The organism is Prosthecobacter algae, assembly GCF_039542385.1.
Classification (GTDB): Bacteria; Verrucomicrobiota; Verrucomicrobiia; order Verrucomicrobiales; family Verrucomicrobiaceae; genus Prosthecobacter; species Prosthecobacter algae.
In genome coordinates this window covers 163,101-175,744 of the sequence record NZ_BAABIA010000002.1, presented here as the reverse complement: position 1 = coordinate 175,744, position 12,644 = coordinate 163,101, and the positions used below count along the sequence as shown (strand labels likewise).

9 protein-coding genes are annotated in these 12,644 nt (G+C 59.4%); 5 read left to right on the top strand and 4 right to left on the bottom strand.

Annotated elements, in window-relative coordinates:
* Nucleotides 1–66: 66 nt before the first annotated feature.
* From argH to ABEB25_RS04190, 4 genes are all read left to right on the top strand, one after another.
* Nucleotides 67–1,434, top strand: a complete 1,368-nt coding sequence (argH, locus tag ABEB25_RS04205) for an argininosuccinate lyase (protein ID WP_345735130.1) — start codon at nucleotides 67–69, stop codon at nucleotides 1,432–1,434.
* Nucleotides 1,431–2,057, top strand: coding sequence for an NUDIX hydrolase (locus ABEB25_RS04200; RefSeq protein WP_345735129.1), 627 nt, complete (start codon nucleotides 1,431–1,433; stop codon nucleotides 2,055–2,057). Before argH ends, ABEB25_RS04200 begins: the two co-directional genes overlap by 4 nt.
* 35 nt (nucleotides 2,058–2,092) lie before the next feature.
* Nucleotides 2,093–3,250 (top strand): twin-arginine translocase subunit TatC, encoded by a 1,158-nt coding sequence (gene tatC, locus ABEB25_RS04195; protein WP_345735128.1) that lies wholly within the window; start codon nucleotides 2,093–2,095, stop codon nucleotides 3,248–3,250.
* 370 nt (nucleotides 3,251–3,620) lie between these two features.
* Nucleotides 3,621–4,136, top strand: coding sequence for an RrF2 family transcriptional regulator (locus ABEB25_RS04190; protein WP_345735127.1), 516 nt, complete (start codon nucleotides 3,621–3,623; stop codon nucleotides 4,134–4,136).
* Here the strand turns inward: ABEB25_RS04190 and ABEB25_RS04185 are convergent.
* The 4 genes from ABEB25_RS04185 to ABEB25_RS04170 form a co-directional block, all read right to left on the bottom strand.
* On the bottom strand, nucleotides 4,114–5,394 hold the full coding sequence (locus ABEB25_RS04185) for a DUF1501 domain-containing protein (RefSeq protein ID WP_345735126.1): 1,281 nt from the start codon (nucleotides 5,392–5,394) through the stop codon (nucleotides 4,114–4,116). The genes ABEB25_RS04190 and ABEB25_RS04185 overlap by 23 nt on opposite strands.
* A 17-nt stretch (nucleotides 5,395–5,411) precedes the next feature.
* Complete coding sequence (locus ABEB25_RS04180) at nucleotides 5,412–7,523, bottom strand: DUF1549 domain-containing protein (protein ID WP_345735125.1); 2,112 nt, start codon at nucleotides 7,521–7,523, stop codon at nucleotides 5,412–5,414.
* Between the two features lie 62 nt (nucleotides 7,524–7,585).
* Nucleotides 7,586–9,082, bottom strand: coding sequence for a sodium:solute symporter family transporter (locus ABEB25_RS04175; RefSeq protein ID WP_345735124.1), 1,497 nt, complete (start codon nucleotides 9,080–9,082; stop codon nucleotides 7,586–7,588).
* 17 nt (nucleotides 9,083–9,099) lie between these two features.
* A complete protein-coding gene (locus tag ABEB25_RS04170) occupies nucleotides 9,100–11,424 on the bottom strand; it encodes an aminotransferase class III-fold pyridoxal phosphate-dependent enzyme (RefSeq protein WP_345735123.1) in 2,325 nt (774 codons plus the stop codon).
* A gap of 141 nt (nucleotides 11,425–11,565) precedes the next feature.
* Here ABEB25_RS04170 and ABEB25_RS04165 point away from each other — a divergent pair, with 141 nt between their 5' ends.
* On the top strand, nucleotides 11,566–12,558 hold the full coding sequence (locus tag ABEB25_RS04165) for a polysaccharide deacetylase family protein (RefSeq protein ID WP_345735122.1): 993 nt from the start codon (nucleotides 11,566–11,568) through the stop codon (nucleotides 12,556–12,558).
* Nucleotides 12,559–12,644: the final 86 nt, after the last annotated feature.

Here is a 12,644-nt window from a genome sequence, read left to right as displayed (position 1 = left end):
GCGTTCGTTGAACGTGGCTCCAGGGTTGCACCCGCACACATTGCCGCTACTCTCCGCGCCCTGTTTATGTGGAAAGGCCGCTTTGCTCAAGAAACCAGCCAGCTCGTCCAGAGCTATGGCGAATCCGTGTCCTTTGACTGGAGGCTGTTCGCTCACGATATCCGTGGGTCCATCGCCCATTCCAAAGGCCTGCTGAAGGCTGGAATCCTCACCGTGGAGGAACAGGCCGCCATCGAAAAAGGCCTCTTGGAAATTCGTGCCGAGATCGAAGACGGCAAATTTGAGTTCAAGACCTCCCTGGAAGACGTCCACATGAACATCGAGTCCGAGCTGACTCGCCGCATCGGTCCTGCCGGGGCCAAGCTACACACCGCTCGCAGTCGGAATGACCAGGTGGCCACGGATGTGCGCCTCTATACTCGGGATGCCGTCGCTGAAATTGTGGATCTCGTCGCAGAGCTTCAGCGCTCGTTGGTGGAGGCCGCTGACCGCGCAGGCCCGGCCGTCGTGCCCGGCTACACCCACCTTCAGCGGGGCCAGCCCGTCCTCTTCGCTCACCATCTTCTCGCCTATGTGGAGATGCTGGAGCGCGATGCCCAGCGCCTGCTGGATGCGAATGATCGCCTCAATGTCATGCCTCTCGGCTCAGGTGCCCTCGCGGGTTCCACCATCATTCTGGATCGCGAATACGTGGCCAGCCTGCTGGACTTCGACACCGTTTCCCAAAACAGTATGGATGCTGTGAGCGACCGCGACTTTGCCGCCGAGGTACTGTTTTCCATCGCTCTCTGCGGCGTGCATTTGTCCCGCCTCAGTGAGGACATCATCCTCTGGTGCAGTGCCGAGTTTGGTTTCGTCACCCTCAGTGATGCCCACACCACCGGCTCCAGCCTGATGCCGCAGAAAAAGAACCCGGACGTCGCGGAACTGACCCGGGGTAAATCGGGCCGTCTGGTGGGGAATCTCATGGCGCTGCTCACCCTGCTTAAGGGCCTGCCCATGACCTACAATCGCGACATGCAGGAGGACAAAGAGCCCCTCTTTGACTCGCTGGATACCATCAAAGCCGCCCTCGCCGTCTTCGCGGAAATGATTTCCGGCATGGAGGTGAATGAAACCCGCACCCGTGCCGCCACCAGCGACCCCATGCTGCTGGCCACGGACCTGGCCGACTACCTTGTGAATCACGGCGTGCCCTTCCGCCAGGCCCACGAAGTCATCGGCAAACTGGTCGCCCATTCCCTCGCGGAGAAAGTCGCCTTTGCCGATATTCCGCTGGCGCAGTACCAGGCCTTTTCCCCAGCCTTTGAGGCGGACCTTTTTGACTGCCTGAATCTGGAAACTGCCCTCGCTGCCCGCAAAGGCATCGGCGCACCTTCCCCAAAGAATGTTGCCGCGCAGATCACCTTTTGGAAGGAGGCCCTCTCGGAATGAGTGGAGCCACCATCCCTTCACCTAGCTTCCCCTTGTTCAAGGTGGAAGATCGGGATGGCTGGCAGAAAGTCAGTTCCACGCGCCTTTTTGACAATCCCCACATCAGTGTGGACCGAGTGGAGTGCCTGACACCCCACCGCCATGAAAAGCCCGTTCCCTGGCTGGTCGTGCAGCGCAAGGCCGCCGTCGCCCTGGCCCCCATGACGGCCGATGGTCTTTTCGTTCTCATTTCCCAGGAGCGCGTGCCCGTGCAGCAGACCCTCTGGGAATTTCCCGCCGGACAGATCGATGTTCCTGTAACGGAGATCACCCCTTCGATCGTTGTGGATACCGCCCTGCGTGAACTCCATGAGGAAACCGGCTACGCTCTGGAAGCTGGCGGCACCTTGGAACCACTCGGTTGGTTTCTTCCTTCGCAAGGATTCACCGACGAGCACGTTTACCTCTTTCAAGCGAAGCCCGTGTGCGTCGTCAGCCGTCCGGAACCGGATGGAAGCGAGCACATCAGCGACGTGCGTTTAGTCAGTGCAGAAGAACTGCGGAGGATGATCGCTGCCAATGAGATCACCAACGCTCTGACACTGGCCTTATTCGCGCGGATGGCGGCCAAGGGAACGATTTGAGGCGTTGAGCTAACCCCCCGAAACTTTCACCTGATATGTGGCAAGGCATCCTGAACAAAGTCTTCAAAGTCCGCGAAAAAGTCGCGATGAACCTGAACAAGGAGGATGAGGAGAAGCCCTTCCTCGATCACCTGGACGATCTGCGCACCATGCTCGTGCGCATGGGCATGACGCTCGTCGCCGCCACCATCATCTCCTTCGTTTTTTACAAGGAGCTATTTAACATCCTGCTTTATCCCATGGTGCTGGCCGGCTTCGCGCCAGACATCGAGGCCGCAAGGAAACTGCTCATCAATATTGATGTGGCAGGGCCCTTCATGATGGCAGTGAACGTCTCGCTGATCGCGGCCGTCATCGCCTCCTTCCCTCTGCTGCTCATTTTTGTTCTTCAGTTCATCCTTCCAGGGCTGAAATCGACCGAGAAAAAACTCATCTTTCCCGCGATTGCCATCGGTACAGGTCTCTTTCTGGGCGGTGCCTCTTTTGCCTACTGGGTGGTGCTGCCCAGGGCGCTCATCTTCTTTTCCGAGTTTGCCGCCTCCGTGGGGGCCAATCAGATGTGGGCTCTCAATGAGTATGTGACTTTCACCACGCGGTTCATCCTCGTCTTCGGCATCGCCTTTGAGCTGCCGGTGATTGTCATGGCCCTGGTGAAGCTGGATTTCCTGAACTTCCGCATCATGAAGTCCACCTGGCGGCACGCGCTGGTGGCCATCACTCTCTTTGCCGCCGTCATCACACCGACACCGGATGTCTTGACGCTGATGCTCATGTCCGGGCCTCTGTATGTCCTTTACGCCATCTGTGTGACCCTCGCCTACTTCATGGAGAAGAAGGACAAGGAAGCCTACCCCGAATACTACGCCGAACTGGAGAAAGACCAGAAAGAGCTCGAAAAAGAAGGGGGCGATGAATGGGACAACGAGAACTACAACCCTTGGTTCTCCGACGACGAAAAAGACGAGGACGACGAGTATCAGAAACCCCGTGCCGTTCCGTCTGCGCCCCCGCCTGAAATCGAGAAGGCGCCGAAGACCGTTTCCATGGATGAACCTCTGGATGAGGGTGAGGACCAAGGTTCCGTCCCGGCCGAGGATGAGCCTGAAGTTGATCCGCCAGCACCTGCGTCTGAAAAGACCACGGAGGAACTCGCCCGCGAAGACGAGTCACGCAGCGGCAACCCACCAGCCTGATCTCTGGCCTTTGTCCTGGTTTTCCGGCCCTGCCATCATTCGATGGTTGGGCCGGACGTTTTTTGGGGGCCGTAGCTGCGGCATTCAGCCGATGTCGGAAAAGACCTTGATAGAAATCTGCTCACGATCTCACTGGCTGGCATACCCAGCCATTTACAGACAGGACTTCTCCCTAACTCAAATTCATCGGTGCAAAGCATTGTAAGATTACCTGTAAAGGATCTCTGAGGGGGAGCGTGTTCAAGTTTTGAAATGTATTGAAAATACAATTATTCTACTTGGTCTTGGGGTTAAATGCGCTGTGGATATGGCTTACAAACTCCTTACTTGAGGGTGTCGTTGTTGGGCGCGTTTAAGCCGTAAGTTATTTATGCGTTTAAGCCTCTTTTCAGATTACTCCCTCCGAGTCTTGCTTTTTGGAGCAGTGAAAGGCAGTGCATTCCCGCTCCATGAAGTTGCGGACGCTTACAACATCTCCCGTCATCATTTGGTGAAGGTGGTGAACAATCTGACAAAACAAGGCTACCTCTCTACCCGCCGTGGGCGTGGCGGCGGCATCGAACTCGCGATGAAGCCGGAAGAAATCATGATCGGACGGCTGGTCCGGAAAACAGAGACTTCCGTTCCTCTGGTGGAGTGTTTTGATCCTTCCACCAATACCTGCCCCATTCATGGCTGCTGCGGCCTAAAAGGCGCACTTGCCCAGGCGGTGGGAGCTTTCTACGGTGCTTTGGACAGATACACGCTCCAAGACATTATCGAAGGCAACCGACTTCATTCGATGAAGGACATCTTGTTGGCTCCAAAGCTTGCCCGCCCAGATGTCCCTCCCAATGACCAAGAGGCGGAAGAAGAATCCGACCTCATCCCAGTACTTCCGGGATGACCGTGCCCTTGTCACCCACGGTGAAAGGTCGGTTGCTGGGCGACATCACAATCTGATTCACATCCAGCCCCATGGCGTGACCCACAGTACTGTGGAAGTCCTGAATGGTCACCTGCTTGTCGGCGGGAGAATTGCCTTCCTTGTCGCTGGCTCCGTAGATGGTGCCTCCTTTGGCCGGACCTCCGGCCAGCAGGGTGCTGAAGACCTTGGGATGGTGGTCCCTCCCATTGCGGCTGTTGATCTTGGGGGTGCGTCCAAACTCCGAACACAGCACCACCAGGGTGGTTTCCAAAAGGCCGCGTGATTGCAGGTCTGCCAGCAGGGCTGCCAGTGCAGTATCCAAGAGGTTGCCGTTCTCCTCCATGCCATCGGCGATGTCATTGTGCATGTCCCAGCCACCCTGGGCGACTTCGACAAAACGCACACCGCGCTCCACCAGGCGCCGCGCCAGCATGCAGCCCTGGCCAAACTTGTTCATGCCATAGGTCTCACGGGCGGCGTTGTCCTCTTCGGTCAACCGGAAGGCTTTGAGGTCATCCGTGCTCAGTAGCTTCAGCGTGTCATCATAAAAGTCGCTGTAGGCCTTGAGGTTGGTGTCGTGGAACTTGGCGCGAAAGCCTGCATCCACTTGGTTGAGGAGGGCCAGACGCTTGTCGATGATCTCCTTGGGTGCGCCAAACTCTGCATATTGTAGGCCGGCTTCCGGATCGTGAATCGGCAGTGGGCTGAAAGCCGCAGAAAAAAAGCCGTTGCCGCTTTCGGGGGCCCGGCCCACGCAGACCGTGGAGGGCAGGGACTGGCTGCTTTTGCCCAGCAGTTCCTGCGCCCAGGCACCCAGCACCGGGTGCTTGATGGTGCCCCGTTGTTCATAGCCGGTGCGCATCAGGTATTGGCCTGAAGCATGGACCCCCGTTTTGGATGTCATGCTGCGGATGATGGCCAGCTTTTCTGAATGGTCTTTGGCGAGCTTTGGCAGGAAGCCTCCCAACTGATATCCAGCCTTGGTGGTGATCGGGTCTCCGGGGCCTTTCGAATCGCCAACCTTGGGGTCCAGAGTATCAATGTGGGACATGCCGCCGATCATTTGCAGCCAGATCACATTCTTAGCTTTGCCAAAGCCGGGCAGCGATTTGGGATCGGCCGCCGCCTGTCCCTTTAGAACGTGAGGCAGCAGGGTAACCCCGAGGGCGGCCTTGGCCACATGCTCGGCAAACTGGCGGCGGGAAAGGGAATCGAGAGAACGGAGGGCGGTGTTCATGGAGGCGGAAGGGCGGGTTACTGGACGAACACAAACTCGCGGGCATTGAAGAGTACCCAGCAGAGGTCGGCGGAGCTGAGGCCCGAATCGAAGGCTTTCGTGGCAGCAGCCATTTCATCGGACGTTGGCTTGCGGGAGAAAAAGCTGCTGTAGAGCGACTCCACCTTCTTCGCGGTTTCCGCCTCACCCATGGCCGTTGCCAGCACCAGTGACTGGGGATTTTGCAGCACATTTTGGGCTTCGCCGTTCATCAGCATCAGCACTTGAGGAATGCTTCCTTCCACCGTGTTGCTGTCGGAGATCTGGCGGTCGCTCTGGCCAAACATGCGCAGGAAATGGCCGTCACGTTCCGGCTGCCGCAGTTCAGATGCACGTGCCAGAGCCAGGCCCTCCATCATGGTCGGGCGGGTAAAGCCGTCCTCATCTTCGGTCGCAGGCTGCATCATCTGGGCGCGGCGATTTTTCTTTTTGGCAGCGCCTTTGCCACCTCCGCCGAGGGCTCCATCGGCCATCCGGCGCATGCTTTGCACCTCGGCCAGCTTTTCCACGATCTGGGCCGGTGAGATTTCGGAGACATTCAGCGCCATCACTTGGCGATAGGGTTCTGCACGCTTCAGTTTGAAATTGTCCACCTTGTCGCCAATGGCCAAAGTCACGCAGGAGTCCCAGGCCTGCTCGGCGGTCATCCGGCGCAGGATGGGGCCGGGGAAGTAATAAGGCTCTCCCAGGGCCAGCTCGCGGGTCACCGCCTCGCGCTGATAGGTCTGCGTGTTGCACAGCAGGCGCATGAAGGCACGGATGTCGAACTTCAGCCGCACCATTTCGTTGCCGAGATGCTGGAGGAGCAGAGGATTGCTGGCGGCACTGGGATCATCCAGATCGGTGACGGGTTCTTTGATGCCCACCCCAAAGACCTGTTTCCAAAGTCGGTTGGCGATGGTCATGGCAAAGCGTGGATTGTCCGGGCTGGTCATCCATTTGGCGAAGACCTCGCGGAGCTGGCTGTCATCCTCCGCCTTTTTTAGGGCCAGTTCGGCATCCTGATAGCAACGTAGGCGGCGGTCATCCTTGCCCCACATGACGAGTTTCGGCTTCACAGCTTCGCCGGGTTTGCCGTCCTCATACTTGTAGTCGTCGGGCAGCGTCATGTCATTCTCCTTGCCGTCCTGGATGGCCAGGGAATTCACGTCAAAGAGCCGCCGTGCCTGCTGGAACTGCTGCTGGGTGAGTTCATCCCTCAGGCCGCGTATCATGCCACGGGGGAGGTTGCGGTTGTAGGTGTCCGAAGCGCCAAAGAAGGCGGCCATTTCATAAAACTGGCGCTGGGTCCAGTCGGCAAAGGGATGGTCATGGCATTGGGCGCAGGAGACATTGGCGCCGAGGAAGGTGGAGAGGGTGAGGCTCAGGTTGTCGAGCCGCATGCCGCGGTCGCGTAGGAGGTAGCCTGAGGCACCGTTGTCGAGCAGCTTGCCGTCAGCCACCATCATGTCATGGACGATCTCGTTCCAGGGACGATTGGCGTTGATCTGCTCCTTCAGCCATTCCTGGTAGGTGAAGAACTTCGCCTTCTGCGCATCATCCGCCACGCGCAGCATGTCGGAGAAGTAGTTGAACATGTGGGAGGCAAAGCCGTCGTCGTTGACGAGGGTGTCGATCACATTGGCCCGCTTGGCCGCGCTGGGATCGGCGATGAAGGCCAGGGCCTCGGCTCGGGTGGGGATGCGCCCGGCAAGGTCCAGATAGACCCGGCGGATAAACTGTTCGTCACTGGCCAGGGCATTGGGTTGCTGGCCAGCTTTTTGCAGCCCCATGAGGACGCCTTTGTCGATGATCGCTGCGGCCTGGGCCAGCCCGGTATTTTTCTGGATGCCCAACCCCTCAGGTTTCAAGACGGCGGCGGCTTGCTGGTCTTCGGGCGTGAGATTGGCGACGGGAAAATCAAACATGCGGCCGTCCCGGGTTTGCAGGTAGATCTTGCCGTTTTCGATTCCGCGAAAGGTTGCCTCCACCGTGCGGCCCTGGCTGTCATGCCAGAGGCGGAAGTTGGAATTGCCGTCCGGAGCGGCAGTCTGGGCGCTGACGCAGAACGCGGGCAGCAGGGCGCACAAGGCAAGGTGAAGGGCTTTCATGGGTGCCTCCAGGTGGAGTTGCCCATGTAACGAAAGGCCTGACCAGAAGTTGCGAAGGAAAATCAGGCGTCGTCGTTTCGCTGCTGCCAGGTCAGGCCTTCGAGCTCCACGGCAGGTCTCCCGGGCAAGATAAAACTCAGGGCCCCGGAAAGGAGGATCGTCACACCCGCACCCACGGAGGTGATCCAGACGAAGGAGATATCGGTGTTGAGTTTGACGAGCAAGGACACGGCAAAGCCAAGCACCGTGGCGATCAGAATCGCCTTTGGCCCGATGCGTCCGATAAAGATGCCGCACAGGAACATGCCGAGAATAGGACCGCCCACGAGGCCGATGATCGTGTTGGTCACCTCGACAAGCGTTCCCAACTGGCCGACCACGAAAGCGAGGGCGACCACCAGCACTCCATAGAAAAGAGTCCACATGCGGGCCTGGAAGATCTGGCGTTCATCGTCAGGCAGAGGCTTGTCCGTCAGCCGCTGCTGGAAATCGACCATGGTGGCGGAAGCCAGTGAATTCAGCCCGGCAGAGATGGTGGACATGCTGGCGGCAAAAATGGCGGCGACGAGCACGCCCGCCAGACCGGGGGGCAGTTCATGGACGACGAACCAGGGCAGGATCTGATCCGCCTTTTCAATGGCGTGCGTTGCCAGCGGATCCGGATGGTGGTTGTAAAAGGCCCGTAGCACGGAGCCGGTGCCGTAGAAGAGGCCCAGCACCGGCACGGTGACGATGAGCTTGTACCACAGTCCCCGCTGGGCGGTCTTCACATCCTTCGCTGTCATGTATCGCTGCACCGCCACCTGGTCAGTGGCCATCTGCACCAGATTCAAAACAGCCCCGCCGAGGATGACGCTGGCCCAGGTCAGCCGGACCGTGGGATCCCAACTCGCCAAAGGCATGGGCTGGCCATGGGTTTGGGCCACATGAATGACTTCACTCAGGCCACCGGGAATCTTACCCACGGCCACCAGCAGGATCACAATCTGCCCCCCAAAGAGCACGCAGAACTGCATCACATCCGTCCAGATGACGGCCTTCATGCCGCCCATCATGGTGTAAAGGGTGGTCAGGATGCCCGTGGCCAGGATGGAAAATTCCAGGGACAGGCCCGTGGCCTGTTGTAGTGCGAGGGCAGGGGCATAGGTGGCAGCACCCAGCCACAGCAGCACCCGCAGGATAAAAAGGCCCGAAGCCAGCAGCCGTGCAGGCAGTGAAAAGCGCTCTTCCAGGTATTGATAGGCCGTGATGAACCGCGCCCGATAGAAGAAGGGCAGGATGAAAATCGTGGTGATGGGGGTGGCAATGAAGAACGAGAAAAGCACCCAGCCAAAGGCGAGTCCGTTTACATAAACCTCGGCGGGCCCACCCAGGTAGCTGATGCCGGAAAACATGGCTGCCATGACGGAGATGGCCACCACCACGCTGCCCATGCTGCGCCCCGCGAGGAAAAAGTCCTTCATGGTCCGCTGCTCCTTCACGAAGAGCAGGCCGATGAGGACGGAAGCAAGCAGGTAACTGCCGAAGAGGAGGTAATCAATCAAGGTGAAATGGCTCATGAATATTGCAATTAAAGTTAGGCGAGCCGTGCAAAGCCGCCGGAAGGGGCAGCCGTTCCGGCTTCGTTCTCCAGCCGGTTTTCCTGGGCTAGGTGGGTGAGTTCGCCCAGGGTTTCGTCCAGGGCTGCCAGCATCTTGTCCACCTGCGCCTGGTCATGCGTCCACATGACGTAGAGCTGGGATGACATCATGAATCCTCGCGCCAGCATGCGGCGGATCATCAGCGTCTTGGCGGCTGGGTTGCCAAAGGTCAGCGACGGCGCGCAGGGCATGCCGCCGATTTTGAGGGCCAGTCCAGGATGCTTCATCGCGAGCTGCCGCAGTTGGTTTTGCAAATGCTGGCCGAGAGACCACACATGAGCCTGCACAGGCAGCCGGCGCATTTTGCCCACACAGGCCAGCGCGGCGGCGGCTCCCAGGCCGTCGGTCCAGTAGCTGCTGGAGATAAAGCTGGGATTGGCGGCATCCATGACGGCTTCCTGACCGATCACGGCGCCAAACGGGATGCCGTTGCTGGTGGCCTTGGCATAGACGGCGAGGTCGGGTGTCACGCCCGCTCGCGCACTGCCGCCTGGAAAGCCAAAGCGCCAGCCTGCGGTCACCTCATCCACCATGAATAGTCCACCCCTGGCATGCACGGCATCGGCCACCCGTTGCAGGAAACCGTCGCGCGGTTCCTCGCTGCGCATGGGCTCCATCACCACGGCGGCCAGATTGTCCCCTTGGGCCTCAAGAGCTTTTTCAAACGAGGCCAAGTCATTGTAACGGAAGGGAGTAGCGGTGCCTCGCAGCTCCCTCGGCACGCCGAGTGGTTGCAGTCCAGGAATCAAATGGCCATCAAGGGCGCTGGTATCCCCCAGGTTCGCGGCCAGATACCAGTCATGCCAGCCGTGATAACCACAGAAGGCGATGCCGCTGCGCCCAGTGGCTGCGCGGGCGATGCGCACCCCGAGGGCGAGTGCATCCCCACCACCACGTGCATAACGCACCTTGCCAGCCCAGGGGTGCAGATCCAGCAGTGCTTCCGCGAGCTCCACCTCCTCGGGGGCATTGAGTGTGCAGTAGGAGCCTAACGACAAGCGTCGTTTCACCGCCGCATTCACATCGGGGTCTCCATAGCCTAACAAAATGGCTCCCACGCCGCCGGTGAAGTCCAGGTAACTACGCCCATGCAGGTCGGTCACGCGACTGCCCCTGGCCTGGCGAAAGTAGGTGGGCCAACTCACGGGATCAAAACTTTGCGCCCGTTTGGACATGAGGCCGGTACCGCAGGAAATGTGTGCCCGGGCATGCTCCCACAGGGCTTGCGGAGGCATGGCCGCAGTCTCGGGCAGGTGAGGTGCCAGCAGGCGCAGGGCGTTGTTGCGGAAAATGTCCTCGATGTCCGCAGTGTTCATCCCGGTGTCTTCGCAGGCCTCGCGGAGTGCCATCAGAGACTCGATACCCACCAGTGTGTAGCCGCCAAAAATGTTGAGGCCTTTGGCGGCGTCTTCCTCCGGATGGATCCAGGTGAAGCCATCGCCCTGGCTGATGCAGCTACCACGGAGCTCGCTCACCATGTAGTCGCTGCCCCACAGCACCCTGCCAGGTCCCAGGATCTCCAGGGCGGCACGGAAGGCCCCTGTTTGTGTCACCGCAGAAGTGTCCACCACCACATTGTCCAGGTCTGCCAGCACATGCAGGCCTTCCCGGGCATGGCGATAGTTGAAGGAACGCGCCACATGGGCCAGCACCAGCCGACACTTGGGGTAACGCTGGCAGAGTCGGCGGATGCTTTCGACATTGTCCGGATCGGTGATTCCTCCGGCACGCATGATGTGCAGCATCAGCACGCCGTGATGGTGGTGGCAGATCTCCCACATCCATTCCGGGGCAAACGATTCGATAGGGGCCTCCCGCGTATCTTCCACCTCGGCATAGAGCCGATAGGGCTTGATGCCGATGAAGGTGCTCGTTTCGATCAGCCGGCGGACCTCCGCCGGGTCATCTCCTGGCGCGGCCAGCATCAGAGCGCGGTTGGCAGAGGTGGCCGCGAGGGGCCCGATCTCCTGCTGCAGCCAGGCGTTCTCCCCGGCCCGGTCATTGCCAGCGCTGGGATAGCCAAAAAACAGTCCCTCGACCTCGCAGCCCGGCATCCAGCGGCTCATTGCCGCTTGGAAATCGGCCATACCGTAGCCCCGGCCAGGTTCCAGAAACACCGGTGCCTTGCCCTCGGCAAAGTGCCGCGTGTGAAAAAGATGGGTATGAACGTCGAAGATGCGCTTCGGCAAAAACCCTTCCGTGCAGCGCCGTAGCAGCAGGCGGTCGCGTTCATTCAGTTCGGTCACCAGCGAAAGTGGCATCGGAGCAAGACGGGATGGTGAGGTAATGTCTTGCTGAACGAATGCGTGCGTCTGCTGGGGCAACTGCCGCTGCCGGAGGAAAATAGTGAGAATCCGTTGATTATTAGCTGAATTTTGATAATTTTACTAAATTATTAGAAATTGTTCCCCCTGCCTTCCAGCCTAAATCGTGCTGGCCAGACTGCCAAATCGGCAGTGCTGGTGCTGTGCGGCATGGCCGCCGTGGCCCGTAGTCAACTCACGGGACAGGGGGCTGTCCTGGCTTTTCACGGTCTGAGGGCCGATGGCGAACCGGCGGGGGTGCGAGATGAAAGCCTGCATCTGCCCGTTTCCACCTTTCGCCGAGTCTGCCAGCATCTTTCGAGAGGTTATCACGTGATGCCTCTGGCTGAAATGGCCCGTCGGCTGCGGGCGGGGGAGGGGCTGCCTCCTCGCGCGGTGGCTTTGAGCTTTGACGATGGGTATGCCTCCAACTACGAGCTGGCATTCCCCATCCTGCGGGAGCTGGGCCTGCCCGCGACCATCTTTTTGGCGACCGGTTTTCTGGATGGTACCGACCCTTTGTGGTTTCAACAGGTGGACCTGGCCCTGTGCGCCGGGATCCCGCTGCCTGGAGCGGCTTCGCTGGGGGAATGGCTGGCTGAGCTGAAAACTCTGCCTGAAGAAGCCATGCGCCTGCGGGTGGAGAACTTATTGAAGGGAGTCACGCTGCCTGTAGCTCCGAAAGTCACGCGTCCGCTGACCTGGGACCAGGTGCGGGAAATGCGCGACAGTGGACTCATCGATTTTGGTGGCCACACGCATGCTCATCCCATCCTCGCCCGTTGTTCCGTGGAAAAACAGCGGCATGAAATCATCACCTGCCGGGATCGCATTTTGGCGGAGCTGGGCCAGCCGCCACGTGCTTTTGCCTTTCCCAACGGCGGTCCTGGAGACTTTACGCCGGAGACTTTGTCTTTGCTCGCTGAAGCCGGTTTTGAATCCGCCTGGACGATGATCTGCGGGCGGGCCACTGCTGCGGGGCCCTTCATGCATCTGCCTCGCTATGGGGCACCTGAATCCGTTTGGGAGACTGAGGCCACCGTTTCAGGAGCTTTTGAACTGGTGCGCCAGTGGAAAGGAGGGCGCGCATGAACGTCCCAACCTGGATTGCATCTTGGAGTAGGCCACCCGCGTGGGTCGGCCATCTTGTGGCCTGGGCTGCACCAAGTTTGTTGAAA